This window comes from Thiosulfatihalobacter marinus, assembly GCF_016019955.1.
GTDB lineage: Bacteria > Pseudomonadota > Alphaproteobacteria > Rhodobacterales > Rhodobacteraceae > Shimia > Shimia marinus_A.
This window is the reverse complement of the sequence record NZ_JAECRZ010000003.1, coordinates 129,555-155,763: the sequence shown is the minus strand read 5'-3', so window position 1 is coordinate 155,763 and position 26,209 is coordinate 129,555. Positions and strand designations below refer to the sequence as shown.

Here is a 26,209-nt window from a genome sequence, read left to right as displayed (position 1 = left end):
AGTCTCTGATATTGTGCGGCTTTCGCAATTCGGCCGAGAGTTGCTCCATGACGCCTCGCAATCTGTGCCGGGGCGATTGCAAACCAATGTCAGGAGGACAACCGCCATGCAACCCCGCCACTTTATCAGCACCGTACTTGCCGCCGCACTGACCATCACCGGAATATCCGGAACGCGTGCCAGTGCCGCGCCCGATGCCGAGGACATCGCCAAGATCCTGTTCGGGACCGCGGCCATCGTGATTATCGGCAAAGCCATAGAGGACGCAAACGACAAACCGCGCCCGACCTATACGGCACCGACCCGGCGCTATGAACCGGTGCCGGTGCACCCGGTGCATCCGCGCCGAGATACCTGGAAGCCCCCGCATCGCAATACACTCTGGCTGCCCGCCGAATGTGCGCAGAACTATGTTACCGTACGCGGCGAGCGTATTCGTGGCTATGGACAGAACTGTCTGACGCGGGCCGATTTCGCCGTTCGCCAGTTGCCGCGCGATTGCGCGCGCCGCGTGAATACACGCAGGGGTGTCGGTACCGTGTATGCCGCGCAGTGCCTGAGCCGTAGCGGCTATCGCGTCAGCGGGCGATAATTCGTCGAGCATCGGGCCGATTGCGGATCGGCCATGAAACCGGGCGGCCCTTGGTCCGCCCGGTTTTTCATGTTGCACCGGGGCATGCGGCGTGATTGTCAGTGGGGATGGATATGCCGGATTATTCGCTGGAAAAGAGCGCGTTTGCGCAAGGAGCCTCTCGCGTGGGTGGGGTGGATGAAGTGGGGCGCGGCCCGCTGGCCGGTCCTGTGACGGCCGCCGCCGTGGTTTTGGATCCGGGCAACATCCCCGAAGGGCTGAATGATTCCAAGAAGCTGACCGCCAAACGGCGCGCCGCTGTTTTTGACGCGATCATGGCCTGCGCCGACGTGTCAGTGGCTCATGCCAGCGTCGAAGAGATCGACGAAATCAACATCCTGCGCGCCAGTCACCTGGCCATGCTGCGCGCGGTCGACGGGCTGTCGCGCAGACCTGACCACCTGTTGATCGACGGCAATATGATCCCGGCCGGCAATCGAATATCCGCGCTTGCCGTGGTCAAGGGAGATGCCCGTTCGCTGTCGATCGCGGCGGCGTCGATCGTGGCCAAGATCACCCGCGATCGCATCATGATGGATTTGGCGCAACAGTTCCCCGGCTATGGCTGGGAGACAAATGCCGGTTATCCTTCGAAAAGCCACAAAGCAGCCCTCCAAAATCTGGGGGTGACCCCACATCATAGACGTTCGTTCAGGCCGGTCCACAATATCTTGTATCAAGGGTAAAATGTAACCTCTTGATTCAAAAAAGAATTTGACGCCGAATCGCGTTTGACTCATCCTTGTCTCATCAACGAGCGCATCAAAAAAATCCGCGCCGTGAACGAGGCAGAGAATGAAAACGATGACCAAAGCAAAGGGCGCTGATGCGCTCCCTCTCAACACGATTCTGGATGGTGACTGCATCGACGTGATGAACAGTCTGCCGGAAGGCTCGATTGACCTGATCTTCGCGGATCCGCCCTATAACCTTCAGCTGAAGGGCGATCTGCACCGTCCCGACAATTCCAAGGTGGATGCGGTGGATGACGAATGGGACCAGTTTTCCAGCTTCGCCGCCTATGACAAGTTCACCCGTGCCTGGCTCAAGGCGGCGCGGCGTTTGCTCAAGCCGAACGGTGCGATCTGGGTGATCGGCAGCTATCACAACGTGTTCCGCATGGGCGCCGAATTGCAGAACCAGGGGTTCTGGATCCTAAATGACGTGGTGTGGCGCAAGTCGAACCCGATGCCGAACTTCCGCGGCAAGCGTTTTACCAATGCCCATGAAACCATGATCTGGGCGTCGAAATCGGAAGGCGGCAAGTACACGTTCAACTATGAAGCCCTGAAAGCCCTGAACGAAGGGGTTCAGATGCGTTCGGACTGGGTGCTGCCGATTTGCACGGGCCATGAGCGGCTCAAGGATGACAACGGCGACAAGGCGCATCCGACCCAAAAACCCGAAAGCCTGTTGCACCGGGTTCTGGTGGGTTCGACAAACCCGGGTGACGTTGTGCTGGATCCGTTTTTCGGCACCGGCACCACCGGCGCCGTGGCCAAGATGCTGGGCCGCGAATTCATCGGCATCGAGCGTGAAGAAGCCTATCGCAAGGTTGCCGAGAAACGCCTCAGGAACACCCGCAAGTTTGATCGCGAAGCCTTGCAGGTCAGTGCCAGCAAGCGCGCCGAACCGCGTGTGCCTTTTGGCCAGCTGGTCGAGCGCGGCATGTTGCGCCCTGGCGAGAACCTCTATTCGATCAATGGTCGCCACAAGGCCAAGGTGCGTGCCGACGGAACATTGATCGGGGACGACGTGAAAGGCTCGATCCATCAGGTCGGCGCCCATCTGGAAGGCGCGCCAAGCTGCAACGGCTGGACCTACTGGAGCTACAAACAAGACGGCAAGCGGGTGCCGATCGACGTATTGCGCCAGCAAATACGCGCGGAAATGGCCGACAGGCCCAACTGATTACACCCCATACCCCGAGACAGAATACCGCCGGTGCCTGTGGCCTGACGTTTCAAAACAGGCACCTTGACTTGCCCCGCCGTTCATCGGCGGGGCTTTTTTGGCTTTAACTGTCGGGATGTGCGACTATCTAGGGCAAATCAATTTATGAAAGCTGCGCAGCCCATGGCCACGACTCGCCCTTTTCTTTCCCTGTTTTCCCGACGCCGGGCGGATGATTTTCCGGACAAGTCCAGCCCGGAATACCAATATACCGAAGCGGTTCTGGCCGCGCACAAGAAAGAAGGGCTGGAACTGGCCGTGCATGTGCGCTGGGTTGCGATGGCCATTGTCGGGGTGCTGCTGCTGTTTCTCATTCCGATGCCGGATGTCTGGTATTACGAACTGATCCTGCTGGCGCTGGCGATCAACGGATGGTTCATGCGCCGTTTGGGGAAGGTCGGGCAGTCGCGTGCCGAATTGCTTTTGTTGTTCATTGACCTGGCTCTGATGACCATCGGCATGGTCGGGCCCAACCCGCTGAGCGATCAGACATGGCCCCATGCCATGCAGTACCGGTTCGGCAATTTTCAGTATTTCTACATCATCCTTGCAGGCGGGGCGCTGGCCTATTCCTGGCGCACGGTGGTGGCCATAGGTACGTGGACAACCGGGCTGTGGGCGATTGGGCTGGGCCTGTCAGTCTGGCTTGTCGAGCCCGTGCCGGGCCTGACAGAAGACATGCGCGCGGCCTTCCCGGATCAGCCCGACATGGCCTGGCTTCTGGATCCGAACAGTTACCGGGTGGACCTGCGCATCCAGGAGATAGCCGTATTCCTGATTGTTGCACTTGCCATGGCGGTATCGGTGCGCCGCTTCAACGGATTGTTGCGCAGCAATGCCGCGCTGGAGCGGGAGCGGACCAACCTGAGCCGCTATTTTTCGCCCAATGTTGTCGAGGCGCTGTCAACAAATGACGAACCGCTCAAGAAGATACGCAGCCACGAAATCGCGGTGCTGTTCGTGGATATCGTGGGCTTTACCGAATTCGCGGCAACCCGCAGACCAGAGGAAGTGATCGAAACCCTGCGCGAATTTCACGTGTTGATGGAAAAGGCGGTCTTTGGCCATGGCGGCACATTGGACAAGTATCTGGGTGACGGGCTGATGGCGACGTTCGGCACGCCAGAGCCTACCAAGCAGGACGCGATCAACGCGCTGGAATGTGTGCATGAGATGATGGACGAGATGGACAAGTGGAACGCGGGCAGGATCGCCCGTGCGCAACCGCCCTTGCGCGTCGGGTTCGGCGCGCATTACGGGCCGGCGGTTCTGGCCGATATCGGCGCCAACCGGCTGGAATTTGCCGTGGTCGGTAACACGGTCAACGTGGCCTCCCGGCTGGAGGCGCTGACGCGCGGGCTGAACGCGCGGCTGGTGATCAGCGACAGCATGCGCGAAGAGGTGATCCGCGAGGGGGGCCATGCCTGCCTTGACGGCCTGCTGCGCTTTGACGGGCAGGACATTCGCGGGGTCGAGGACAAGCTGACGGTCTGGGCCTTTGAGCGCACCGCCCCGGTCTGAGCCGCGTTAGCGCGGCATCGGGTTGCTGGCCTTGGAATAGGGTTTCCAGTCGGTGATTTCGGGGTAATACATCGCCCGCCATTTGCGCACCTTCGGGTTCATGGCCCGTTTCCACAGCGGCGGCACCATCGCGAACATGGTCATCAATGGATAACCATAGGGCAATTGCGGGGCGTCGGCCTCGGTATAGTTCTGCAACAGAGGAAAACGCCGGCCTGGCTTGTAATGGTGATCCGAGTGGCGTTGCAGGTTGATCAGCAGCCAGTTCGACGCCATGTGCGCCGCATTCCAGGAATGGTGCGGTTTGACGTGTTCATATTTGCCCTTGCCCAGATGTTTGCGCGTCAGGCCGTAATGTTCGACATAGTTGACGATTTCAAGCTGCCAGATCGCGATAAAGGCCTGCCACAGGAACAGGAAAAACCCCGCCCAGCCACCGATCAGAAGTGCAAGCAGCAGCATCCCCCCCTGCAAGCCCCAGTAACGCCAGAACGGGTTGGAGCGATCCGTCCATGGCAGATCCTTGCGCGCCAGCATCTCCTTTTCGGCCCTGAAGGATGACTTCAGCGAGCCGAGCAGAACGCGCGGGAAAAACCGGTGGAAGCCTTCATTGTAGCGGGCAGTGACCGGATCGCGGGGGGTACCGACATAGCGGTGATGCACCAGAAGATGCTCGGAGCGGAAATGCGAATACAACACCATCGCCATCAGGATGTCGCCCAGCCATCGTTCGGTCCTGTTCTTCTGATGCATGAGTTCGTGGGAATAGACGATGCCCACGGTGCCGGAAATGACCCCGACGCCAAAGAACAAGCCGATTCTGGCGGCGACGGACAGGTCTTCGGATTGGGTGGCGTACCAGATCAGGCCGAAGACCGTGACAAACTGGATGAAGGGCCAGATCATGGTGATCAGGCGATACCAGTAAAGATCTTCCTCGGTTGTCTCCAGGTCCGCGTTTTCCAGGTTGAGCCCGACGACAGCGTCCAGCGCGGAAAACAGATACCATGTTGCGGCCGGCACCAGCAGCACCCACCAGGAGCCAAGCCCCGCCACGATCCAGATCAGCGGGATCAGCAAGAGCGACAGCCAGAATGGCAAGGCGCTGGACAGTTTGGCAACTTGTGACGAGGCGATCATGGTCAGAACTCCGTAGTGAATCGCGCGGCACCAGTATGGGGCGCGCGGCGGGGCGCTGCAATCGCGATCAGGTGTTCAGGCTCAGGTCGAATGCCTTGCGCATGACGGTGGGCAGATCGGATGGGCGAAACCGGTCCGGCGCGAAGAACTCTCCGGTTCCGGGCGCGCGGTCCATCGGCACCAGCGCGGTGCGGACGCTCAGGCGCAGGTGGAAATGCGTGAAGGTATGGCGTGCCTCGGCGGGGAGGGTTTTCCATTCCGCGCGGATCGGTGGGGCATGGTTCGGCACGCTGCCTTCCTGCCATTCAGAGCCGGGCCAGCCCAGCATTCCGCCCAGCAAACCCTTGTCGGGGCGGCGCTCCAGCAACAGGGCGCCGTCAATCCGGCGGGCGATATAGGCCGTGCCCAGCCGAACCGGCTTGGGCTTTTTCGGCGTTTTTTTCGGGAGCTGCGCGGCCGTGCCCCGGTCTCGTGCCAAACAGGGCGCGCGCCAGGGGCAGATACCGCAAGCCGGGTTGCGCGGGGTGCAGATCGTTGCGCCCAGATCCATCACCGCCTGGGCATAGTCGCCGGGCCGTTCCGAAGGGGTCAGTGTTTCGGCCAGGGCCGTGAGTTCGGGCTTGGCGGCGGGCAGGGGCGTGTGACAATCAAACAGGCGCGCCATAACCCGTTCGACATTCCCGTCCACCACGGTTTCGGGCCGCTCAAAGGCAATGGCTGCGATTGCCGCCGCTGTATAGGGTCCGATCCCCGGCAGCGTCAGCAAATCGGACCGGGTGTCCGGAAACCGCCCGTCATGCCCGACACTGACCGCGCGGGCGCATTTCAGCAGGTTGCGGGCACGGGCGTAATAGCCCAGCCCGGCCCAGGCGGCCATGACCTCGTCGTCTGGCGCTGCGGCAAGCGCGTGAATATCGGGCCAGCGTGTCGTGAACCGCTGAAAATAGTCACTGACAGCGGCCACGGTGGTTTGTTGCAGCATGATCTCGGACAGCCAGACCCGGTATGGATCGGGCCTTTGCCCACCGGACCGCGCCGCCGGGCCAACGCGCCAAGGCAGTTTGCGCGCGTGCGTGTCGTACCATTCCAGAAGATCGGCGGCCAAATTCGTTTTCCGCAATTTTTGTTCCTCCGCCCGAACGGTTTCGCTGGCATGGCCCGCCCGCGACACTAAGATAGCGCCTGAAACGAGGATGCAAGAGCAAGAGATGCGCCGCGCAACGACCAAAGGATTTACACGTACGTCATCGCTGTTGCGCGACCGGATCCGCAAGGCCGGCGAAAGCCGTGGTTTCGCGGTGACACGGGTGCTGACCCACTGGGCCGAGATCGTTGGCGAGGACGTTGCCCGTATCTGCAAACCCGTCGATGTCAAATACGGGCGCCAGGGTTTTGGCGCGACTTTGACGGTGCTGACAACCGGCGCGCAGGCACCGATGCTGGAGATGCAGAAGGAAACGCTGCGCGCGCGGGTGAACGCGGCCTATGGCTATAACGCCATCGCACGGCTGCGCATCACCCAGACCGCGCCAACCGGGTTTGCCGACGGGCAGGCCAGCTTTGCCCCGGCGCCCAGAAAGACCGCTCCGACACCGGACGCCAAAACGCAGGCCCGGGCAATGGCGGTGGCCGCCCCCGTGGAGAATTCCGAGTTGCGCCATGCGCTTGAACGTCTGGCGGAAAACGTGCTTACAAAGCAAGAAGTGAAAAGAAAGGTTTCTGAATGAACCGCATTGTTTCCGTGATTCTGGTCGGCGCCCTGACGATGACAGGCGCCGCTTTTGCGAATGCACCCGAGAGCAACCGGGCTGTTACAAATGTTCAGCTGGTCTCGTCGGATGGCGCGGCAGAGGCGGAGTCTTCGGGTATTGTGGAGATGGTAATGGGCGCCGAGGACGCGCCGATTACGCTGATCGAATATGCGTCGTTTACCTGCCCGCATTGTGCGAGCTTCCAGGAAAACGTCTTTGGCGAATTGAAAGCCAACTACATCGACACCGGAAAAGTGAAATTCATCTTCCGCGATGTCTATTTTGACCGGTTTGGCCTGTGGGCATCTATGGTGGCGCGTTGTGACGGGCCCGAGCGGTTCTTTGGCATCGCCGACCTGCTGCTTTCCAAGCAAGATGAATGGAGCCGGGCCGGCGATCCCGTCGCGATTGCCGACGCCTTGCGCAAAACCGGGCGCCTTGCCGGAATCGAAGATGCGCAGCTTCAGGCCTGTTTGCGCGACGAGGACAAGGCCAAGGCGCTGATCAAGTGGTACCAGACCAACGCGGGCGCGGACGATATTTCCAGTACGCCGACATTGATTGTCAACGGCACCAAACACAGCAACATGAGCTATGAGGATCTCAAGAAGATCCTGGATGCCGAACTGGAGGGCTGACTCCAGTTGCCAACGCCTGTGCAAATGCCGCCATCGGGCGGCGTTTGTCTTTTGGTCAACCGGTGGCGAACAGGCGGTCAAGTGCCGAGTCGACCGGGCACCAGTCATCAATTTCTAGACGCACCGGCAAGGTCAGCACGCGGGGGCGCATCTCGCGCGGCAGGCGCACGGCGTCCTTTTCGGTGGTGACAAGCTGCGCGCCGGCGCGATCGGCCTCGGCAGCCAGACGGGTCAGCAAGGCGGGGCTGAGTTCCTGATGGTCATCCAGCGGCTGTTCGCGCACCACATTGGCGCCAAGGCCGCGCAGCGTGGCAAAGAATTTTTCCGGGTGCCCAATTCCCGCGAAAGCCAGGAACCGGGCGCCGGACCAATCCATCCCGGTTTGCAGCGGGGTCAGCGCGCCGGTCGCGTGTGGTACTGACAGTTCCGCTCCCCAGCGTTCGGCGAACCGTTTCTGGGCAGCCGGGTCGCCGATTGACAGCACCAGATCGGCCCTGGCCAGGCCAGCACCTACCGGTTCGCGCAGTGGCCCCGCCGGAATGCAGCGCCCGTTGCCGAAACCGAGCGCGGCATCCACCACAACAATTGACAGATCCTTGTACACGCCCGGGTTCTGAAACCCGTCATCCAGGAGGATCACTTCCGCCCCGGCCTGCCGGGCCGCCGCGACTCCGGCGGCGCGGTCTCTGGATACCCACGTCGGTGCGAAGGCTGCCAGCAAAAGAGGCTCGTCGCCGGTTTCGGGCGCGCTATGGCGCATTTCATCCACCCGCAGCGGGCCGTTCAGGCGACCACCATAGCCACGCGACACCACATGCGGCTTCAACCCGCGCGCCTGCAAATGCTGCGCCATCGCGATGGTTGTCGGCGTCTTTCCCGTGCCACCCGCATTCAGGTTGCCGACGCAAATCACCGGGATATCGGCGCGAAACCCGGTATCGGCGCGGGCAACGCGCCGGCGTGTGCCATGCGCATAAAGCGCGCCCAAGGGCGCCAGCAGTCGCGCTTGCCAGCCGGGGCGATCCGGTGGGTTATGCCAGAACCGCGGTGGTCTCATTTCGGCTTCCCCCGTGTATCAAGCAAGTCCTGCGCCAAGGCCACGATCTGATCGGATACTTCCGCGCCTTCCGACACGATTTGCCAGCCGGCATGGGCCATCGCGGCCACTTCGTCTGGCGCAATCAGATGTGTCACCGCAGCGGTCAGGCTATCGGAATCCTTCACGATACGCGCGCCCCCCGCCTGTGCAAGGCGGCTGTATGCATCAAGATGCCATCGCACACCAGGACCGTAAAGCACCGCCGACCCAAGCGCGGCCGGTTCGAGCGGGTCGCGCCCGCCATGGCCAGCCGCCAGCGAAGACCCCATCAATGTTACCGGCGCGGCGCGGTACCACAAGCCCAGCTCGGATGGGGATTCGGCAAGCAGGACATGCGTGTTGTCATCCGGGAATACGCCATCATCCCAATTGGCGAGCCGCAATCCACTCTTGGCCAGCGGCGTTCGGATAGCGGCAAAATCTTCGGCCCGGTCCGGAACGACAATCAGCAACATGCGATGCGACAGCCGCAGGACCGCGCGGTAGGCTTGCAGCACCAGGGGGATTTCCTGGGGCTGTACCCGCGCCGCCAGCCAGACCGGGCGCCCGCCCAAAGCGGCGCGCAGGTCTTCCAGATCTGTTTCGTTGCAGGGCAGCGCATGACTTTCTTCAAGCAGCTTTCCGCTTTCGATCACGTTGGGTCCGCCATCCGGCAAAATTCTGCGGAACCGGTCGGCTGCGCCTTTGTCCAGCGTCAACACCGCCGTGAATCGCGCCAGCGTGGCGCGGGTGGGTTCCGGCATCCAGCGCCAGCGGCGGTTTTCCAGACCCGGCGTGTCCGCTTCAAGCAACAGCGTGGCGATACCCCGGCCATGGGCGGCATCGATCAGGGCCGGGCGCAGCCAGGGACCAAGCCAGATCATCAGGTCGGGGCGCCAATGGTCAAGGAAACCCCTTATGTCCAGGGGGTTTTCGGAGGGGCACGGCATCCAGACCAGATCAGAAGGCAGGTTGTCGGGGCGCACGGTGCCGGGCGAGGTCGTCAGAAGAAACCGAACGCCGGTACGCTGTGCGGACAGGCGCAAGGCAAGCTGCGCCAGGGCACGCGCGCGCGCCGGGTCGGCGCAATGCAGCCACACCAGCTCGCCGCCGGGGCGCGGCACGGTAATCTTTTTCAGAGTGGCCGGCTCGCGGCGCGCAAAGGCCAGATAGGCCGCCAGGCTGATCGAGCGCGCCATGAAAGGTGTCAGCCCAGCTCTTCGGTTGACGAAGCTTCGGCCTTCTCGTCGCGTAAACGATGCAGATGCGCGATGAAATAGCGCATATGCGCGTTGTCCACGGTGCGTTGCGCCTCTGCCCGCCAGGCGTCGAACGCGGCCTGATAGTTGGGGTAGATGCCGACAATATGGATATCGTCAACGTTCTTAAATACCGATTTGGTGGGATCCACCAGTTCGCCGCCAAAGACGAGATGCAGGCGCTGGGTCATGCGGGGGCTCCAAAGCTGTGCGTTTCGGGGGCAACCTATGCCTGTTGCGCCGCCGCCTCAAGGCTTTGACCGATGCCCGGTTGACGCATGTGCGCCGATCGGGCAACCACGGGCAACGCCAATTCGGAACATGCCGCCATGAAACCATTCCTGATCCTGCAACTGCGCCCCGAAACCGAGGCTTCTGACGACGAATTCCAGGCGATTCTGCGCAAGGGCGGGCTGAGTATGTCGGACGTGCATCGCATCAGGCTGGATCAGCAATCCCTGCCGGATGACCTGAGGCTGGAGAATTATGCGGGCGTGATCGTGGGGGGCGGGCCGGGTTGTGTAAGTGACCCGGAAGACAGGAAAACCCCGGTCGAGGCCCGGATCGAGGCGGCGGTCCTGGGCCTGATGCCCGAGATTACGGCGCGGGATTTTCCATTTCTGGGCTGTTGTTACGGTATCGGGATTCTGGGCCACCATCTGGGCCGTGTCGTCAGCAAGGACAAGTATTCCGAACCGGTCGGCACCTCGGCCTGTTCCCTGACAGAGGCAGGTCTGGCCGATCCGGTTCTGGCCGGGCTGCCGGAGCGGTTCGACGCATTTGTCGGCCACAAGGAAGCGGTGCAGCATCTGCCGGAAGACTGTGTTCACCTGATCAGTTCCCCGGCATGCCCCTTTCAGATGATCCGTCATGGGCGCAACGTGTACGCAACTCAGTTCCACCCCGAGGCCGACAGCGACGGGTTCGAGGTGCGGATCAACATCTACAAGCACCGCGGGTATTTCCCGCCAGAGGATGCCGACCGTCTGATCGCGATGTGCCGCGCGGCGGACGTGCACGCGCCCGAGTTGGTGTTGCGGAATTTCGTGGCGCGGTATCGCGCCTGATCAGGCCAGCGCCGCGCAGATGTCGCGATGCACCGCTGCGTTGGCGGCGACCACGCCTTTGACACGCGGGTCCGCATTGTTGAAACGCAGCGGTGCGCCAATCCGGTCCGAAGTAACCGCCCCGGCCTCGCGCAGGATCAGATCACCGGCGGCCACGTCCCATTCCCAGGTTGGCCGGATCGTCAGCATCGCGTCATAGCGCCCCTCGGCCACCAGCGCGAGCCGGTAGGCCAGCGAGGGGCGATAACTGCGAAAGACGTTTGGCGCACCGTTCTTCCAGTGGCGCGGTTCCATCACCGGACGCGCGACAAGCAGGTTCGCGCCGGTCAGGCGGTCACGTGTTGCAGGCCGGATCGGATTGCCGTTCAGCGTGGCGCCCTGGCCGCGCACCGCCGAATACAGCATGTCCCGCAGGGGCAGGTAGATCACTGCCGCTGTCACCTCGCCTTTTTCGGCAACGGCCAACGCATGTGCCCAGGTGCGCGCGCCGTCGATGAAGCTGCGGGTGCCGTCGATGGGATCGACAATGAACACCTTGTCCGCCGCCAGCCGGTCGCGCCCATCCAGCGATTCCTCGCTGAGCCAGCCGTAATCGGGCCGCGCCGCGCGCAACTCGCGCTCCAGCATGTCGTTCACGGCCAGATCGGCCTCGGTCACGGGGCCGGCACCCTCGGGCTTGTGCCAGGCCTGGGCTTCGGGGCCGGAATAGCTGGTGGCGATCCGACCGGCCTCCTGGGCGGCGTCGATCAGCAGGCGAAGATCATCAGCTGCCGGCAAGGGTCATACCCTCGACAAGAAGCGATGGAACCACGCGGGACAGGTGCGCACGCGCATCGTTGGCAGGAACGATGCTGCGCAGCATGTCATGCAGATTGCCCGCGATCGTGCATTCGTTCACGGCGTGGGAGATCCGGCCATTCTCGACCCAGAACCCGGCGGCGCCACGGGAATAATCGCCAGTGTTGGGATTGATGGTAGAGCCGATCAGGGAAGTCACCAGAAGCCCGGTTCCCATGTCGCGGATCAGGTCTTCGCGATCGTGACTGCCCTGGGTCAGGGAAATGTTCCACGCGGTGGGGGAAGGTGGTCCGGCGACGCCACGCGCGGCGTTGGCGGTTGAGGGCATACCCAGCTTGCGCCCATTGGCAAGATCCAGCGTCCAGCCTGTCAGGACACCGTTTTCCACGATGTTGCGGCAGCGCGTCGGCAGGCCCTCGGCATCGAAGGGACGCGAGGCGCCAACGCGCGGGCGGTGCGGGTCTTCGATCAGAGAGAGCCCATCGGGAAGCACTGGCTGGCCCAGCCGGTCGCGCAGCCAGGACGATCCGCGCGCCACCATGGCGCCGTTGGCGGCCACCAGAAGATGCCCGACCAGAGAAGAGGAAATGCGTTCGTCGAACAGGACAGGAAAGGTGCCGGTGACGGGCTTTCGCGCGGCCAGCCGTTCCACCGCACGGGCCCCGGCCGTGGTGCCGATGTCCTGCGGGCTGCGCAGATCGGCCTGAAACACCCGGCTGTCGCCGTCGTAATCGCGCTCCATACTGTCGCCGGTGCCCGCGATGGCAGTACAATAGGTGGCCCGCGAAGAACGTGAATACCCACCGGAAAACCCGTTGGTTGCGGCAAGATGCACCTGTGTGCGGCTATACCCGGCGGTGGCGGATTGAACCTGCGTGACGCCGGAAACCGCCATGGCGGCGGCTTCGGCGGCAAGCGCATCGGCTTGCAGCGCGGCCGGGTCCGGTTCGGCTGTCGGATCGGCAAGTTCCAGTGCGTCCAGATCCCAGCCGCTGGCCAGTTGCGCCGGGTCGGCCAATCCGATGCAGTCATCCTCGGGCGCTTCGCGCGCCATGGCAACCGCGCGTTCGGCCATGGCGACAAGTGTGGCGTCGCGCGCGTCGGATACCGATACGTTTGCCTGCCGCTGCCCCACGAGAACCCTCAGGCCCAGATCCAGCCCCTCGGATCTGTCCGCCTGTTCCAACCGGCCCGCGCGCACATCAATGGACAGCGAGGTGCCCTGCATCACGATAGAATCCGCGGCGTCGGCCCCCGCAGCCCTGGCGGCGTCCAGCAGGCGGTGCGCGAGAAGTTCAATATCCTGTCTCATGACGTTCCCGTAAGTCGTTTGGCCTGAGGTAGACCGCGGCAGGCCCCGGCGCAAGCCTGTCATGGCGTGCCATGAAAAAGGGCCGCCCGCAGGCGACCCCGTGACCGGTGGGCCGGCCACCTATTTCAGGCGTTGACCATTGGCCAGAACATGGCCCTGCTCGTTGACCTCGATACGCGAATTCAGCGTGTCCTCGCCGTCACCGGGCACCGAGAACATGCTAAGCATCATGCGCGCGCCCATGACCTGTTCTTCGGGCACAAGACCCATCTGAACAAGCTTGTCCAACAGCCCGTTGAGTCCGGTGATGTTGAGATCCAGGGCGCCTTCGGGACGGGGCAGGCCGTCAAAGCTTTGCATGTCCGAATTGTCAAAAACGAAATCGCCCTTGCCCGTCACGCTGGCCCCGGCAAATCGCAATTGCAGATCCTTCAGCGTCAGCGCGTTCAACTCGCCGGGAATTTCGTCAGAGTCCTCGTCCAGCGTCATGATGTCGGTGAACACGGTCGCCTTGCCCATCAGTTCGACGATCAGGGTGGCCGGGTCTTGCGGAAGAACCTGTCCGGGATCGAACATGCCCCAGATCATTTCCGACACGCCCAGATCGGCAACGGTCAGGTTGAGGGCGAAGTCCTGGGGAGCCTCGTCGGCCATGAGCGGCATTTCAAACCCGAAGGCCAGTTCGCCAAAACTGATATCGATGGGAAGCGGAATGTCGGGCCCCATGGCGCTGATTTGCACATCCGAGATTCCGCCGCCATAGGCCAGAACGCTGTCATTCATCTGAAGTGCAACCGAGCCGCCGCCGGATGTGGAGGAAACGCTGCCCGGCGCGCCCTCGTCCACGAACGTCAGATCAAATTCGGATGCTTGCAACGAATAGCTGCCTGCGATGTCAAAGCCGGCCGTGAACAATGCCGCCGGGTCATCGGCGTAATCACCCAGCGGGATCACGGCGTCGGCGTCGATCTCGATACCGGATGCGCTGCCTTGCATGTCAATCTCGCCGCTGCCTGCGGGATCGGTGCCCTGAAACGTGTAAGTCAGGCTGTCGACACTCATTTTCTGTGTCGTGGCAACGGTTTCGCCGACGGACATGGTGGAGGTGCCAAGGATCCCGGCCAGGATTGCGTTGGCAACCAGATCAGGAATTTCCGCGCCGTTGACAACGATCTTTTCCAGGTCGACGCCGATTTCGGCGGCGTTGTAGGCATAGGTCATTTCCTCGGGCGTGCCCGATACGATGGTGCTGAGATTGGCGTGGCTGAACAGAAGCGAGATATCGACTGTTTCGTCATCGGCCCGGGTGTTGATCTGCATGGGCATCTTGTCGGCCATGACGATCGCCACGGTACCATCGCCAATTTCGACGAATTTCAGATCGCCCATGGTCACGGAAACGCTGCCTTCGTCCTCGGGCAGGGGCAGGCCGAGGGTAACGTCCGAAACAGTGAGCGTATTGCCAACTGTTTGTTCCGACGCGGAAATATCGTATCCAAAGCCGCCGAGATAGCCGCGCCAGCTTTCCCAGACATCGCGCGCGCTGACTTCGGCGAGCGCGGTGGTTGATAGCAAAAACGAAGCCAACAGGCCGGAACTGGCAATTCGAGCAGCGCAATTCATTGGGACATCCCTCTTCAAATCATCCCGGACAGCTTCTGACGATGCCGCGGTAGGGTCAAGGGCCAAGGGGGTGGACCACCGGGCAGTTGGCGATTACCTGTGGGCGAAACATGCGCGTGGAGGATGATATGGCGGACGTTTCCGGAAAGACGGTTTTGATCACGGGCGCCAGCCGGGGGATCGGCGAAAGTGCGGCCCGGCTTTTTGCCGAGGCGGGCGCAAATGTGGTGCTGACCGCACGGTGCGGTGATGCGATCGGGCGGATCGCCGAGGAGATCGGCCCCGGCGCGCTGGCCATACCGGTGGACGTGGCCGATTACGGCCAGGTGGCCGGAGCGGTAGAGAAGGCCGTGGCGGCCTTTGGCGGATTGGACATCCTGATCAACAATGCCGGTGTGGTGGAGCCGATTTCCCATCTGGATCAATCGGTTCCGGCCGATTGGGGGCGGGTGATCGATATCAATCTGAAGGGCGTCTACCACGGGATGCGCGCCGCGATGCCGGTGATGGAACAGGCCGGGGGCGGCAGCATCCTGACCATCAGTTCCGGCGCCGCGCATGGCCCGGTCGAGGCATGGAGCCATTACTGTGCGTCCAAGGCCGCGGTGGCCATGCTGACCCGCTGTGTCGACAAGGAAGCGCGCGACAAGGGCATTCGCGCAATCGGGTTGTCGCCCGGAACCGTCGCAACCCAGATGCAGCGCGAGATCAAGGCCAGCGGGATCAACCCGGTAAGCCAGCTTGACTGGTCGGATCACGTGCCGCCCGAGTGGCCCGCAAAATGCCTGATGTGGATGTGTGGCGCCGAGGCCGATGCCTGGCTTGGGGATGAAATTTCCCTGAGAGATGAAGGGATTAGGAGGAAGGTTGGTCTGATATGATCGATCTGGTCAAGGGTGCGGACGGGCTTTGGATCGTGACGATCAACCGGCCCGACAAGGCCAATTCCCTGACCCATGACATGCTGAGCGAGCTGGCCGGGATCGCCGAGGGCGCGCAAGAGGCGCGGGTGCTGATCCTGACCGGTGCGGGCAAAGTGTTTTCCGCCGGCGCCGACCTGGACGAGGCGCGCGCCGGACTGGCCGGGAGCGACGTTTGGGAACGGCTGTCAGGCGCCATCGCGGCGCTGCCGGGCCTGACCATCGCGGCGCTGAACGGAACCCTGGCCGGGGGCGCCATGGGCATGGCGCTGGCCTGTGATATCCGGCTGGCGGTGCCGGGGGCGAAGTTCTTCTATCCCGTTATGAAACTTGGGTTTTTGCCACAACCCTCTGATCCGGCGCGGATGGCGGCGCTGATCGGGCCGGCGCGCACCCGGCTGGTCCTGATGGGGGGACAAAAGCTGAACGCCGAGGAGGCGCTGGGGTTCGGGCTGGTGGACCGGATCGTGGAGCGCGAGACGCTGCTGGAGGCGGCGCGCGAGATTGCCGCCGACACGCTGGCCGCCGATCCGGGCGTCGCGAGGGGCATCAAGGCGCTGTGCCGATAGGTTGCCAAGTGCCTAACGCGCCGTTTTTCACCGCGCAACGGATGCGGGGCGAATCATGGATTAACAGGCTGAAATCGCGGGAAAACCCCGTGTCGGCATAACGTCGGTATCGTGTCGGCATTGCGTCGGTGCAATATCGTGAAACCGGGGCTTAAAAGGCGCGAGCGGCGGATAGAGGGCCTGGCAACCTATGGGTCGGACTGCGCCAGCGGCCCGGGGGATTCGCGGATCGGCAGGTGGATCAGCGTCGCCAGCAGCCCCAGCGCAACCGCGGCCCACCACATCGCGGTGTAGTCCCCGGTCGCGTCGTAGATCCGTCCGCCCAGCCAGGCGCCGATGAAGGCGCCGGTCTGGTGGCTGAAGAACACCAGACCGGCCAGCGTGGACAGAAAGCGCAGACCTTGCGTTTGTGCGACCAGCCCGGTGGTCAAAGGCACGGTCGAAAGCCAGAGCAGCCCCATCGCGGCGGAGAACAGGTAGACATTGGCTGGCGTGAGCGGGATCAGGATGAAGGCCGCGATGATCACCGCCCGCGCGGCATAGATACCCGCCAGCACGGTTTTCTTGGAGTGACGCTGGCCGGACCAGCCCGAAAGGAAAGACCCGGCGATGTTGAACAGCCCGATGAGCGCCAGCGACCAGGCGCCGATGGCCGGGGCCAGCCCCCGGTCGGCGATATAGGCCGGCAGGTGGGTCTGGATAAAGGCGACATGGAAGCCGCAGACGAAGAAGCCGAAGAACAGCAGCACGAAGGCGCGGTCGCCAAAGGCGGTGCGCAGCGCATGGCCGAACCCGGCGGCCCCGGCCCCGGCCGCCGTGGGCTGCGACACCCGCGCGATGAACACCAGCGCCGGAAGGATCAACAGGAAACTGGCCGCGATGAGCAGGATCGCGCTTTGCCATCCGACCACGCGCAGGAACAGCGCCGAAAGCGGCGCGGCCACGAACATGCCGGTCGAGGCGGCGGCGGTGCCAAGGCCAAGCACGAAGCTGCGTTGTTGCGGGGTGACGACTTTGCCCAGCGCGATGATCACCACCGGGAACGAGCAGGCGCCGGTTCCGATCCCGACGATCACGCCCGAGGCGACAAAGATGGCGGGGTCGATCACGGTGCCGCGCAGGAAGAACCCAAGCGCCGCCACCACCGCGCCAAACCCGAGCACGCGGGCGGTGCCATGGCGGTCGGCGACCATGCCGGCGAGGGGCTGGGTCAGGCCCCAGCACAGGGCCTGGATTGCCATCGACAGCGAAAACACCTCGCGTCCCCATCCAAGCTCTTGCGACATCGGGCGCAGGAATACGCCGAAGGTGGCGGCAAAGCCGAAGCTGATGAAGGCGACGAGACAGCCCGCAACGACAGCGGCCGTGATTTCGGGGCGTGTCTGCATGGCGCGGGTTTCCCAAACACAGGCGATCCGCATCAGGTTACGCGGAAAACCCGGCCCTGGATACGGGGTTCTTACCGCCGCCGCCGGCCCGTGGTTCTTGACAGGAATTCGGGTGGGCGTTTGGCGACCCAGCGGATGAATTTGGCAAGCCGGGGATGGGCGCGCAGGGCCTCGGGCGTGGCATAGTCGCGGGCCAGGTCTGCCTCGGAAAGCGTGGCGTGGATTTCCTTGTGGCAGATGTGGTGCAAAAGCACGGTTGGCCCGCCCTTGCCGCCCTTGAGCCGGGGCACAAGGTGGTGCTGGCTTTGTGGCACGTCAGGCGGAATGGGGCGGCCGCAGAGCGGGCAGAGGGGATCGGACACGGGCTTTTCCCGGTTGTGTCTGGCCAAGGGCGCGGGCATGAGGTTTCCTGTCATGAGTATGTGGGTGAGGGTCGCATGGAAACAACCGAGATTCTGGACCAGGCGCTGAGCGAGGGCGCGCGCCTGTGGGAAAGCGCGGAAGGATGGCTGATAAGCCCCGCCGCCTGGTCGCAATTCGCCCTGCTGGTGGTGGCCTATCTTTTGGCGCTGGTGGCCACGAAACGGTTGCGCCCGCTGGCCACCCGTTTGCTGACCCCGGCCGGGGCGCAGGATGGCCCGCTGGCGCGCGCGCGCCGTTTCGTGCTGATCTTCGTGCCGCTGATGCTGCCCCTGCTGGCCTGGGTCTTTACCGGCATCGGCGAAAGCGTCACCCGGTCCCTGTTCGGATCGGGCGCGGTGATCGCCTTTGGCAAGCGGGTGTTCCTGTTCCTGGCGGTGCGCATCCTGGTGCGCGAGATCATCGCCGATCCGATGATGAAGGTGCTGGGGCGATATGTGCTGATCCCCGTGGCCGCGCTTTATGCCGTGGGGCTGCTGGATCCGGCGATGCAGAAGCTGGACGAAACCATCGTGCCGCTGGGCAACCTGTCCTTTTCGTTGATGTTCGCGATCCGCTTTCTGATCGTGGGGGGGGCGATTTTCTGGCTGGGCCGCTGGTCGAATGACCAGTCCACGCAGTTCATCAAGAAACAGGAAGACATGCGCCCGGCCATGCGCGAACTGGCCGCCAAGGCGATCGAGATTGCCATTTTCGGCATCGCCTTCCTGTTGGTGATGAACATCATGGGCATTTCGCTGACCTCGCTGGCGGTGCTGACCGGGGTAATCGGCGTGGGGCTTGGCTTTGGCCTGCAAAAGATCGCGTCGAATTTCATCTCGGGGGTGATCCTGCTGTTGGAAGGGCAGGCCACGGTGGGCGATTATGTCGAGCTGGACGGGGGCGAGGCGGGCACCATCGTGAAGATGACCGCGCGCGCCACAATTCTGGAGACCTATGATGGGCGCTGGATCGTGGTGCCCAACGAGGATTTCATCACCACGCGGGTGGTGAATTACTCTGACCAGGGCAGCGCCAACCGCTACGAGGCGCCGTTTTCGGTAAGCTATGACACGGATATCAACCTTGTGCCCGATATTGTCGAGGCGGCGGTGGCCCGGCATCCCGGCGTTCTGGACGCGCCGTTTCCACCCGATTGCGAACTGCGCGGCTTTGGCGAAAGCGGCGTGGATTTCGCGGTGGAATTCTGGGTGGAAGGGATTGATGACGGCAAGAACAAGTTCATGTCGGATGTGCTGTTTCTGATCTGGAACGCATTGAAAGAACATGACATCCAGATCCCCTATCCGCATCGCGTGGTCGAACTGAAGGGCGGGTTCCCGGAAAAATGACGCGGGCGCTTGTCATCGGGGCCGGGCCGGCGGGGCTGATGGCGGCGGACATGCTGTCGGCGGCCGGAGTATCGGTGATGGTGGCCGAGGCCAGGCCCTCGCCCGCGCGCAAACTGTTGATGGCGGGCAAATCGGGGCTGAACCTGACCAGGGATGCGCCGTTTGAAACCTTTCTGGCAGCCTATGAAGAGGCCGCGCCACACCTGCGCCCCATGCTGCAAGCGTTCGGGCCGCAAGATGTGCGGCGCTGGGCCGAAGCGCGGGGGCAGGAGATGTTCACCGGCACATCGGGCCGGGTCTTCCCGCGCGCCATGAAAGCCTCGCCGCTGCTGCGGGTCTGGCTGGGGCGGCTGGCGGCGCGGGGCGTGGACCTGCGCACCCGCTGGCGCTGGACCGGTGGCGCGTTCGCGTTTGACACGCCAGACGGCGCGCGCGCCGTCGCGCCGGATGTCTGTGTGCTGGCCTGTGGCGGGGCCAGTTGGGCACGGCTGGGATCGGATGGCGCCTGGGCGGACTGGATCGGCGTGCCGGTGGCACCGTTCCAGCCGGCGAATATGGGGTTTTGCGTGGATTGGTCGGCGCATATGGCGCGCCATTTCGGAACGCCGGTGAAAAACCTGCGGCTGACGGCCGGGGATATGTCGGTGCGCGCGGAATGCGTGGTGTCGGCGCGCGGGCTGGAAGGTGGCGGCATCTATGCGGTGTCGCGCCGGATGCGCGAGGGGCACGGGCTGATACTGGACCTGCTGCCGGATATGGACGTGGCGCAGGTGCGCGCGCGGCTGGCGCGCCCGCGCGGCAAGACCAGCCTGACCAACCATCTGCGCAAGGTGCTGAAGCTGGACCCGGTGAAACAGGCGCTTTTGTTGGAATTCGCCCGCCCCCTGCCGGACGATCTGGCGCCGCTGATCAAGGCCCTGCCCATACGCCATGCCGGGCCGCGCCCGATGGACGAGGCAATCTCCACGGCGGGCGGCGTGCCATTCGCGGCGCTGGACAGCCGGCTGATGCTGCGCGACCGCCCCGGCACGTTTGCCGCCGGGGAAATGCTGGACTGGGAGGCCCCGACAGGCGGCTACCTGCTGACAGCCTGCCTGGCCACGGGGCGCTGGGCCGGTCAGGGCGCGCTGGACTGGCTGAACCGGTCCTGATCTTCATTTTGCCCCAAATACTCCGGGGGTGAAGTTTGAAAATCCCCGGATTTTCGAACGAGGGGGCAGCGCCCCCTGCCAGCCGCTATCGCACCAGCTTCTGAAAGGCCGGGCGGGCGCGAACATGCGTGAGGTAGGTCTTGAAAGCGGCATTGTCGATCGGGAACTTGGCCGATCTTGCCCAACCACCACAATGGGCGAGGATGATGTCGGGCACGGTCATCTCCTCGCCCATCAGGTAAGGGCCTTTCATGCGTGCCAGCACATGATCCAGATTGCGCTGATATTCCCACATCAAGGAGGGTTTGACCTCGGGCACGCGGTGCTCCTGCGGCAGGATGAAACTATGGCGGGCAGCGGTCCAGAGCACGGCGTCGATCTCGTCCAGGATCTGGTGGGTGACGCTTTCCTGATGGGCGCGTTCGATCGTGCCGGCCGGATAGGTCAGCGCGCCGTGCTTGTCGGCGAGATAGGTCAGGATGGCGGTGCTGTCGGTGATCGGTACGCCATCATCCAGAAGAACCGGTATCTTGCCGGTGGGATTGAGGGCATTGACCCGTTCGGTGCGCGGCTTGTCCGGGCTGAGCGTATAGGGCTGGCCCAGCTCTTCGAGCATCCACATCACCCGGAACGCGCGGCTGCCCGGGTTGCCTATGACTTCGTACATGACGTGCTCCCTGCGTCGTTTTGCAGGCGAGGGTGGCAGGCGACGACCGGCGCAGCAAGCCCAAAGGCGCGCCATGACGCCGGGTCGCGCGCGGCGCGCACCTGCTCAAAGGTGGAACGGCATTGGCTTTTGTGGCAATCACACGCCATGACGACCCTGAAACGGATATGTGTCGCGCTGCATGGCGCGCGAATTACCAACCCGGCCTGACCTGTCGGGCCGGGATTGTGAGCCATGTCTGTCCATTGCGCGACGCGCTGAAACCGGGGGTGTCCCATGTCTTCTGAAACGCCTGTGCTGCATATGCTTTGCGGAAAAATCGCGGCCGGAAAATCCACGCTGGCCGGCCGGCTGGCCCGTGCGCCGGCAACGGTTGTGATTAGCGAAGACGCGTGGCTGGCTGCGTTGTTTTCCGGGGAGATGACAAGCGGCGCGGATTACCTGCGCTGTTCGCACAGGCTGCGCCAGGCCATTGGGCCACATGTGACGGGATTGCTGAAGGCGGGGATTTCGGTGGTTCTGGATTTTCCGGCCAACACGGTTCAGAACCGGGCCTGGATGCGGTCGCTCCTGGAGGGGACCGGCGCGGCGCACCAATTGCACCTGCTGCGCGCGACGGAGGCGCAATGCCTGGCCCGTCTGGCGGCGCGCAATGCGGGAGGTGCCCATCCGTTTGCGGTGAGCGAGGCGCAGTTTCACCGGTTTTCGCGGCATTTCGAGCCGCCGACAGCGGAGGAGGGGTTCACGATCGTGGAACATGAGACCGGCCCATGAGACCGGCACGTAAGGCAAGCGGCCCCGGTTCACGTCCGGCGCGGGCGTGGGGTCAGCGTTGGCGCCCCAGCATGGCCAGCCGCAGAAACAGCCGTTCGACCAGCGCCATGGCCGGGGCGTGCTGACCGGCGGAGCGGAGTTTCAGATCGGTGTCGGTCAGGCCGGTGAGGGCCTGTTCCAGCTTGTCCGCGCCCCAGGTCTGAGCCTGGCGCAGCATACGATCGCGGCGCGGGCCGAAGATCGGGGGGCGCATCCGGGCGATGCCCGCCGCGGCACCGCCGGGATCGGCCGCCGCGGTGTAGAGGGCGCGAAAATGGCGGGTGGCCGAGATGATCAGCGACACCGGGTTCACCCCCTGCGCCTGAAGCTTGCGCAGCACCGGGGCGAGATCCTGGGCGCGGCCCTCGGCCACGATGTTGAGGATGTCGTCCAGCGCGGCCTCGGTGGACACGGGCGCACAGGCGATCACATCGGCGGATGTCACCGGCAGGTCGTCGTTCAGCTTGAAGAGTGCCAGTTTTTCAAGCGTTTGCCGAAAGTCGCCGGGATCCAGTTCGCGCGAAAGATTGGTGAGGTCGGTCATCGCCTCGCGGTCGATATGTTTCAGCCCGGAGCGGGCCAGTTCCGCCTCGATCTCGTCGCGCGAGGGCGGATCGTTGTAGATGCCCACGGCATAGGCGTTGGGATGGGTTTCAAAGGCTTTGCGAATCTTTGAGCTGGCCTTGAGCGATCCGGCGGTGACGATGATCTGGGCATCTCCGGGCGCCCAGTCCTGGAGCGCGGCGAGGATCGCGGGCGCGGCGGCGTCGGTGGCGTCTTCGACAAAGGCCACACGGGGGCCGGGGAAAAAGCTGATTTCCTTGATGGCGTCGCCCAGGCGCGCGGGATCCTTGCGCAGATCGGCACCGGGAATGCGGGTGAGGCGCATTTCCTCTTCGCCCCGCGGACCGATCAGGGCGGCGATCACCTCTTGCCGCTTGAGCGCATTGCGCATGGCGTCGGCGCCGTAGATCAGCAGCCCGGTGCGATCCGGCTCGGGTTTTGCGAAATACCGGGCACTGTCGCGGGTTGAAAGCTTCATAGCTGGTTCGACGTGGCATAGGCCTGTAACTGGCTAACGATCCTGTCGGCCAGGATCACCATCAGCCGTTCATAGGCATCTGTTTCCGCCGCCAGTTCCGACACGGTTGTGCCGGTGGCAGAGTAGCCCGTGAAACTGTCGGCTTCACCCGAGGTGATGACCTTGTTGGAAGTTGTATCGCGCAGGTCATACGTGACCCGCCCAACGATGTCATAACGCGAGGTGATCTGGGCCACCGTCTTGCCGACCGAGCGTTGTTCGGTTGTTAGCGCGAGAGAGAGGGCGAATTTTTCCGCCCCCGTGCCGCGCCCAAGACGGTCTTCGAGTTCGCGCGTCAGAAAATAGGTGCCGTTGTCGGTGGGTTCGTCCACGCGGACATTGTTCAAAAGCGGGCGGGCGCCGCCATTTGGCCCGTAGACCGGGGTAAAGCCGCAGGCGCCGACAAAGGCGGTGGCGGACAGCAGGAACAGGCGGCGATTAAAGGACGACATTCACGATCCGACCGGGCACTACGATAAGTTTCCTGGGCTGGGCCCCGTCCAGCCGGCTGGTGACAGCTTCGTGGGTGAGGACCAGTTTTTCAACCTCTTCCTTGGGCATGTCTGCGGGCACGCTGATTTCCGCGCGGCGTTTGCCGTTGATCTGGATCGGCAGGGTGACGGTGGAGTCAACCAGCATGGCGTCATCGGCAACCGGCCATGGTGCGTTCACGATCAGGCCGTCGCCGCCCAGCATGGCCCAGATTTCCTCGGAGAGGTGGGGTGTCATGGGGGACATGAGCTGGGCCAGTGTTTTTGCCGCTTCCCGCCTGGCCGCGCTGCCTGACTTGGATTTGGCGAGTGTGTTGGTGAAGGCGTACAGCTTGGCGATGGAGGCGTTGAAGCCGAAGGATTCGACGCCCAGCGTCACGTCACGGATGGTTTTGTGCATCTCGCGCAGCAGGGCCTCGTCCGACCCTTGCGGGCCGTCCTCGTCGGCGGCGATTTCGGTGGCGATTCGGTGTACGCGGGAGAGATGCTTGTAGGCGGCCTCGGCCCCGGCGGCTGTCCATTCCACGTCGCGTTCGGGCGGGCTGTCCGAAAGCACGAACCAGCGCGCGGTGTCGGCCCCGTAGGACGAGATGATATCGACCGGATCGACCACGTTGTTCTTGGATTTGGACATCTTGGCCGAGGGAATCACCGTCACCTGGGCGCCGGTTTCCTTCAGAAACGCCTTGCCGTCGCGCAGGTCCACCTCTTCGGGGTAGTGATAGACCGGGCGGCCATTGCCGCCGGTGGTCTGGTAGATCGCGTGCGTGACCATGCCCTGGGTAAAGAGCGCGTCGAACGGTTCCCGGGATTTTTCGGGCAGGTGGCCGCAGATATGCATCGCCCGGGCGAAGAAGCGCGAATAGAGCAGGTGCAGGATCGCGTGTTCGATACCGCCGATATATTGATCGACATTCATCCAGTAGTCGGCGTCTTCGGCCACGGTGGGGGTGGTGGCGCGGGGCGCGGTGAAGCGGGCGAAATACCACGAGCTGTCTACGAACGTGTCCATCGTATCGGTTTCGCGCTTCGCCGGGGCGCCGCATTTCGGGCAGGCGCAGTCGCGCCATGTAGGGTGGCGATCCAGCGGGTTGCCGGGTTTGTCGAAAGTGACATCGTCGGGCAGCTCGATGGGCAGGTTTTCTTTCTTTTCCGGCACCACGCCGCAGGTGTCGCAATGCACCACCGGAATCGGGCAGCCCCAGTAACGCTGGCGGCTGAGGCCCCAGTCGCGCAGGCGGAACCTGGTCACGCCCTTGCCCCAGCCGGCCTTTTCGGCAAAGTCGATGGTGGCGTTGATCGCCTCTTGCCCGGTGGCCGTGTCAAGCCCGGCGAAGTGGTTGATCCATTTCACCTTTTGCTCCTTGGGGGGCACGAAGGCTTCGTTTTCGACCGGCTTGGGATCGTCGAGGTCAAGGAAGGTATCGATCACCGGCAGGTCGTATTTGCGGCAGAAATCAAGGTCGCGCTGGTCATGGGCCGGGCAGGCGAAAATGGCGCCGGTGCCGTAATCCATCAGGATGAAATTGGCGATCCAGACCGGCAGTTCCCAGTTGGGATCGAGCGGGTGTTTGACGCGGATGCCGGTGTCATAGCCCAGCTTTTCCGCGGTTTCGATGGCTTCTTCGGTGGTGCCGCCCTTGCGGCATTCGGCAAGGAAACCGGCCAGTTCGGGATTGTCCGCTTCTAATTGTTTGGCAATCGGGTGGTCCGGCGAGATGCCGACAAAGGACGCGCCCATGAGCGTGTCGGGGCGGGTGGTGTAGACGGTGATCGGGTCGCCGCCGTCGGTGCGGTCAAAGGAGAATTCGAGCCCGCGCGACTTGCCGATCCAGTTTTCCTGCATCAGGCGGACCTTGGCGGGCCAGTTTTCAAGAGTGTCGAGCGCGTCGAGCAGTTCTTCGGAATAATCGGAGATCCTGAAGAACCACTGGGTCAGTTCGCGCCGTTCCACCAGCGCGCCCGAGCGCCAGCCGCGCCCGTTTTCCACCTGTTCATTGGCCAGAACGGTCATGTCGACCGGATCCCAGTTCACCACCGCGTTCTTGCGGTAGACCAGACCCTTTTCGAGGAAATCGAGGAACAGCGCCTGTTGCTGACCGTAATATTCGGGATCGCAGGTGGCGAACATGCGCGACCAGTCGAGCGACAGGCCCAGCGGCTTCATCTGTTCGACCATCGTGTCGATATTGGAATAGGTCCAGTCCTTGGGGTGGCCGCCGATGGCCATGGCGGCGTTTTCGGCGGGCATTCCAAAGGCGTCGAACCCCATCGGATGCAGTACGTTATGGCCGGTGGCCATCTTGTAGCGCGCCACCACATCGCCCATCGTGTAGTTGCGCACATGGCCGATATGCAACTTGCCCGACGGGTAGGGGAACATTTCCAGCACATAGTATTTCGGCTTGCTCTCGTCCCGGACGGCCGTAAATGTCCCGGCCCTGGCCCAGGCTTCCTGCCACTTGGATTCGATCTCGGCGGTGGTGTAGCGCGACATGGAAAAGTCACCCTTTCAATTCTGACAGGCCGCGGCGATGCGGCGAAACTCGCCAGCGGTGATATGCGCCCGTGCGGCTGCGGTCCAGTGCAGAGGTGGGCAAATTCCGC

26 protein-coding genes are annotated in these 26,209 nt (G+C 63.3%); 12 read left to right on the top strand and 14 right to left on the bottom strand.

Annotation, left to right across the window (positions count from 1 at the left end):
- Positions 1 to 106 precede the first annotated feature (106 nt).
- From I3253_RS06075 to I3253_RS06060, 4 genes are all read left to right on the top strand, one after another.
- Positions 107 to 592, top strand: a complete 486-nt coding sequence (locus tag I3253_RS06075) for a hypothetical protein (protein ID WP_197916751.1) — start codon at positions 107 to 109, stop codon at positions 590 to 592.
- Between the two features lie 107 nt (positions 593 to 699).
- Positions 700 to 1,317, top strand: coding sequence for a ribonuclease HII (locus I3253_RS06070; protein WP_197916750.1), 618 nt, complete (start codon positions 700 to 702; stop codon positions 1,315 to 1,317).
- A gap of 109 nt (positions 1,318 to 1,426) precedes the next feature.
- Entirely contained in the window at positions 1,427 to 2,542 is a 1,116-nt protein-coding gene (locus I3253_RS06065; protein WP_197916749.1) for a site-specific DNA-methyltransferase, read from the top strand.
- A gap of 165 nt (positions 2,543 to 2,707) precedes the next feature.
- Positions 2,708 to 4,105 (top strand): adenylate/guanylate cyclase domain-containing protein, encoded by a 1,398-nt coding sequence (locus I3253_RS06060; RefSeq protein ID WP_197916748.1) that lies wholly within the window; start codon positions 2,708 to 2,710, stop codon positions 4,103 to 4,105.
- 6 nt (positions 4,106 to 4,111) lie between these two features.
- On the opposite strand, the gene I3253_RS06055 is transcribed toward I3253_RS06060, so the two are convergent.
- Both I3253_RS06055 and mutY read right to left on the bottom strand, forming a co-directional pair.
- Positions 4,112 to 5,245, bottom strand: a complete 1,134-nt coding sequence (locus I3253_RS06055; RefSeq protein WP_197916747.1) for an alkane 1-monooxygenase — start codon at positions 5,243 to 5,245, stop codon at positions 4,112 to 4,114.
- Between the two features lie 67 nt (positions 5,246 to 5,312).
- Positions 5,313 to 6,365: an A/G-specific adenine glycosylase gene (gene mutY / locus I3253_RS06050; protein WP_197916746.1), complete on the bottom strand. Its 1,053-nt coding sequence runs from the start codon at positions 6,363 to 6,365 to the stop codon at positions 5,313 to 5,315.
- A gap of 88 nt (positions 6,366 to 6,453) precedes the next feature.
- Here mutY and I3253_RS06045 point away from each other — a divergent pair, with 88 nt between their 5' ends.
- Complete coding sequence (locus I3253_RS06045) at positions 6,454 to 6,972, top strand: DUF721 domain-containing protein (protein WP_197916745.1); 519 nt, start codon at positions 6,454 to 6,456, stop codon at positions 6,970 to 6,972.
- Complete coding sequence (locus I3253_RS06040; RefSeq protein ID WP_197916744.1) at positions 6,969 to 7,634, top strand: DsbA family protein; 666 nt, start codon at positions 6,969 to 6,971, stop codon at positions 7,632 to 7,634. The genes I3253_RS06045 and I3253_RS06040 overlap by 4 nt, the downstream gene beginning before the upstream one ends.
- 55 nt (positions 7,635 to 7,689) lie before the next feature.
- On the opposite strand, the gene lpxK is transcribed toward I3253_RS06040, so the two are convergent.
- From lpxK to I3253_RS06025, 3 genes are read right to left on the bottom strand one after another with little or no spacing between them, the layout of a single operon-like run.
- Positions 7,690 to 8,691 (bottom strand): tetraacyldisaccharide 4'-kinase, encoded by a 1,002-nt coding sequence (gene lpxK, locus I3253_RS06035; RefSeq protein WP_197916743.1) that lies wholly within the window; start codon positions 8,689 to 8,691, stop codon positions 7,690 to 7,692.
- A complete protein-coding gene (locus I3253_RS06030) occupies positions 8,688 to 9,911 on the bottom strand; it encodes a 3-deoxy-D-manno-octulosonic acid transferase (protein ID WP_197916742.1) in 1,224 nt (407 codons plus the stop codon). The genes lpxK and I3253_RS06030 overlap by 4 nt, the downstream gene beginning before the upstream one ends.
- A gap of 8 nt (positions 9,912 to 9,919) precedes the next feature.
- On the bottom strand, positions 9,920 to 10,162 hold the full coding sequence (locus I3253_RS06025; protein ID WP_197916741.1) for a DUF4170 domain-containing protein: 243 nt from the start codon (positions 10,160 to 10,162) through the stop codon (positions 9,920 to 9,922).
- 138 nt (positions 10,163 to 10,300) lie between these two features.
- On the opposite strand from I3253_RS06025, the gene I3253_RS06020 reads away from it, so the two are divergent.
- Positions 10,301 to 11,038, top strand: a complete 738-nt coding sequence (locus tag I3253_RS06020; RefSeq protein ID WP_197916740.1) for a glutamine amidotransferase — start codon at positions 10,301 to 10,303, stop codon at positions 11,036 to 11,038.
- Here I3253_RS06020 and I3253_RS06015 read toward each other — a convergent pair whose 3' ends face one another.
- From I3253_RS06015 to I3253_RS06005, 3 genes are all read right to left on the bottom strand, one after another.
- A complete protein-coding gene (locus tag I3253_RS06015) occupies positions 11,039 to 11,815 on the bottom strand; it encodes a 3'(2'),5'-bisphosphate nucleotidase CysQ (protein ID WP_197916739.1) in 777 nt (258 codons plus the stop codon).
- Positions 11,802 to 13,148 (bottom strand): TldD/PmbA family protein, encoded by a 1,347-nt coding sequence (locus tag I3253_RS06010; RefSeq protein ID WP_197916738.1) that lies wholly within the window; start codon positions 13,146 to 13,148, stop codon positions 11,802 to 11,804. The genes I3253_RS06015 and I3253_RS06010 overlap by 14 nt, the downstream gene beginning before the upstream one ends.
- A 120-nt stretch (positions 13,149 to 13,268) precedes the next feature.
- Complete coding sequence (locus I3253_RS06005; RefSeq protein ID WP_197916737.1) at positions 13,269 to 14,771, bottom strand: DUF2125 domain-containing protein; 1,503 nt, start codon at positions 14,769 to 14,771, stop codon at positions 13,269 to 13,271.
- A gap of 128 nt (positions 14,772 to 14,899) precedes the next feature.
- Between I3253_RS06005 and I3253_RS06000 the strand changes: the two genes are divergently transcribed.
- Together I3253_RS06000 and I3253_RS05995 are read left to right on the top strand one after the other, a co-directional pair.
- Entirely contained in the window at positions 14,900 to 15,652 is a 753-nt protein-coding gene (locus tag I3253_RS06000) for an SDR family oxidoreductase (protein WP_197916736.1), read from the top strand.
- Entirely contained in the window at positions 15,649 to 16,260 is a 612-nt protein-coding gene (locus tag I3253_RS05995) for an enoyl-CoA hydratase/isomerase family protein (RefSeq protein WP_197916735.1), read from the top strand. Before I3253_RS06000 ends, I3253_RS05995 begins: the two co-directional genes overlap by 4 nt.
- A 188-nt stretch (positions 16,261 to 16,448) precedes the next feature.
- Here the strand turns inward: I3253_RS05995 and I3253_RS05990 are convergent, their stop codons facing one another.
- Together I3253_RS05990 and I3253_RS05985 are read right to left on the bottom strand one after the other, a co-directional pair.
- Positions 16,449 to 17,648 (bottom strand): MFS transporter, encoded by a 1,200-nt coding sequence (locus I3253_RS05990; RefSeq protein ID WP_197916734.1) that lies wholly within the window; start codon positions 17,646 to 17,648, stop codon positions 16,449 to 16,451.
- Between the two features lie 71 nt (positions 17,649 to 17,719).
- Entirely contained in the window at positions 17,720 to 18,010 is a 291-nt protein-coding gene (locus tag I3253_RS05985; protein WP_332255673.1) for an HNH endonuclease family protein, read from the bottom strand.
- 75 nt (positions 18,011 to 18,085) lie between these two features.
- Here I3253_RS05985 and I3253_RS05980 point away from each other — a divergent pair, with 75 nt between their 5' ends.
- Entirely contained in the window at positions 18,086 to 19,399 is a 1,314-nt protein-coding gene (locus I3253_RS05980; protein WP_197916732.1) for a mechanosensitive ion channel family protein, read from the top strand.
- Positions 19,396 to 20,550 carry a TIGR03862 family flavoprotein gene (locus I3253_RS05975; RefSeq protein WP_197916731.1) on the top strand — a complete coding sequence of 385 codons (1,155 nt, stop codon included), beginning with the start codon at positions 19,396 to 19,398 and terminating at the stop codon, positions 20,548 to 20,550. The genes I3253_RS05980 and I3253_RS05975 overlap by 4 nt, the downstream gene beginning before the upstream one ends.
- An 85-nt stretch (positions 20,551 to 20,635) precedes the next feature.
- Here I3253_RS05975 and I3253_RS05970 read toward each other — a convergent pair whose 3' ends face one another.
- Positions 20,636 to 21,217 (bottom strand): glutathione S-transferase family protein, encoded by a 582-nt coding sequence (locus I3253_RS05970; RefSeq protein ID WP_197916730.1) that lies wholly within the window; start codon positions 21,215 to 21,217, stop codon positions 20,636 to 20,638.
- Between the two features lie 276 nt (positions 21,218 to 21,493).
- Between I3253_RS05970 and I3253_RS05965 the strand changes: the two genes are divergently transcribed.
- Positions 21,494 to 21,991 carry an AAA family ATPase gene (locus I3253_RS05965; protein ID WP_197916729.1) on the top strand — a complete coding sequence of 166 codons (498 nt, stop codon included), beginning with the start codon at positions 21,494 to 21,496 and terminating at the stop codon, positions 21,989 to 21,991.
- Between the two features lie 52 nt (positions 21,992 to 22,043).
- On the opposite strand, the gene holA is transcribed toward I3253_RS05965, so the two are convergent.
- Genes holA through leuS form a run of 3 tightly spaced genes read right to left on the bottom strand, consistent with a single transcriptional unit; the run spans position 22,044 to position 26,099 of the window.
- Positions 22,044 to 23,072 carry a DNA polymerase III subunit delta gene (gene holA, locus I3253_RS05960; RefSeq protein WP_197916728.1) on the bottom strand — a complete coding sequence of 343 codons (1,029 nt, stop codon included), beginning with the start codon at positions 23,070 to 23,072 and terminating at the stop codon, positions 22,044 to 22,046.
- Entirely contained in the window at positions 23,069 to 23,563 is a 495-nt protein-coding gene (gene lptE, locus I3253_RS05955) for an LPS assembly lipoprotein LptE (RefSeq protein WP_197916727.1), read from the bottom strand. The genes holA and lptE overlap by 4 nt, the downstream gene beginning before the upstream one ends.
- Positions 23,550 to 26,099, bottom strand: coding sequence for a leucine--tRNA ligase (gene leuS / locus I3253_RS05950; RefSeq protein WP_197916726.1), 2,550 nt, complete (start codon positions 26,097 to 26,099; stop codon positions 23,550 to 23,552). Before leuS ends, lptE begins: the two co-directional genes overlap by 14 nt.
- Positions 26,100 to 26,209: the final 110 nt, after the last annotated feature.

Bases quoted from the DNA above. Each gene is read 5' to 3' on its own strand.
- I3253_RS06075 (WP_197916751.1), top strand. From the start codon at position 107: ATGCAACCCCGCCACTTTATCAGCACCGTACTTGCCGCCGCACTGACC.
- I3253_RS06070 (WP_197916750.1), top strand. From the start codon at position 700: ATGGATATGCCGGATTATTCGCTGGAAAAGAGCGCGTTTGCGCAAGGA.
- I3253_RS06065 (WP_197916749.1), top strand. From the start codon at position 1,427: ATGAAAACGATGACCAAAGCAAAGGGCGCTGATGCGCTCCCTCTCAAC.
- I3253_RS06060 (WP_197916748.1), top strand. From the start codon at position 2,708: ATGGCCACGACTCGCCCTTTTCTTTCCCTGTTTTCCCGACGCCGGGCG.
- I3253_RS06055 (WP_197916747.1), bottom strand. From the start codon at position 5,245: ATGATCGCCTCGTCACAAGTTGCCAAACTGTCCAGCGCCTTGCCATTC.
- I3253_RS06045 (WP_197916745.1), top strand. From the start codon at position 6,454: ATGCGCCGCGCAACGACCAAAGGATTTACACGTACGTCATCGCTGTTG.
- I3253_RS06040 (WP_197916744.1), top strand. From the start codon at position 6,969: ATGAACCGCATTGTTTCCGTGATTCTGGTCGGCGCCCTGACGATGACA.
- lpxK (WP_197916743.1), bottom strand. From the start codon at position 8,691: ATGAGACCACCGCGGTTCTGGCATAACCCACCGGATCGCCCCGGCTGG.
- I3253_RS06030 (WP_197916742.1), bottom strand. From the start codon at position 9,911: ATGGCGCGCTCGATCAGCCTGGCGGCCTATCTGGCCTTTGCGCGCCGC.
- I3253_RS06025 (WP_197916741.1), bottom strand. From the start codon at position 10,162: ATGACCCAGCGCCTGCATCTCGTCTTTGGCGGCGAACTGGTGGATCCC.
- I3253_RS06020 (WP_197916740.1), top strand. From the start codon at position 10,301: ATGAAACCATTCCTGATCCTGCAACTGCGCCCCGAAACCGAGGCTTCT.
- I3253_RS06010 (WP_197916738.1), bottom strand. From the start codon at position 13,148: ATGAGACAGGATATTGAACTTCTCGCGCACCGCCTGCTGGACGCCGCC.
- I3253_RS06005 (WP_197916737.1), bottom strand. From the start codon at position 14,771: ATGAATTGCGCTGCTCGAATTGCCAGTTCCGGCCTGTTGGCTTCGTTT.
- I3253_RS06000 (WP_197916736.1), top strand. From the start codon at position 14,900: ATGGCGGACGTTTCCGGAAAGACGGTTTTGATCACGGGCGCCAGCCGG.
- I3253_RS05995 (WP_197916735.1), top strand. From the start codon at position 15,649: ATGATCGATCTGGTCAAGGGTGCGGACGGGCTTTGGATCGTGACGATC.
- I3253_RS05990 (WP_197916734.1), bottom strand. From the start codon at position 17,648: ATGCAGACACGCCCCGAAATCACGGCCGCTGTCGTTGCGGGCTGTCTC.
- I3253_RS05980 (WP_197916732.1), top strand. From the start codon at position 18,086: ATGGAAACAACCGAGATTCTGGACCAGGCGCTGAGCGAGGGCGCGCGC.
- I3253_RS05975 (WP_197916731.1), top strand. From the start codon at position 19,396: ATGACGCGGGCGCTTGTCATCGGGGCCGGGCCGGCGGGGCTGATGGCG.
- I3253_RS05970 (WP_197916730.1), bottom strand. From the start codon at position 21,217: ATGTACGAAGTCATAGGCAACCCGGGCAGCCGCGCGTTCCGGGTGATG.
- I3253_RS05965 (WP_197916729.1), top strand. From the start codon at position 21,494: ATGTCTTCTGAAACGCCTGTGCTGCATATGCTTTGCGGAAAAATCGCG.
- holA (WP_197916728.1), bottom strand. From the start codon at position 23,072: ATGAAGCTTTCAACCCGCGACAGTGCCCGGTATTTCGCAAAACCCGAG.
- lptE (WP_197916727.1), bottom strand. From the start codon at position 23,563: ATGTCGTCCTTTAATCGCCGCCTGTTCCTGCTGTCCGCCACCGCCTTT.
- leuS (WP_197916726.1), bottom strand. From the start codon at position 26,099: ATGTCGCGCTACACCACCGCCGAGATCGAATCCAAGTGGCAGGAAGCC.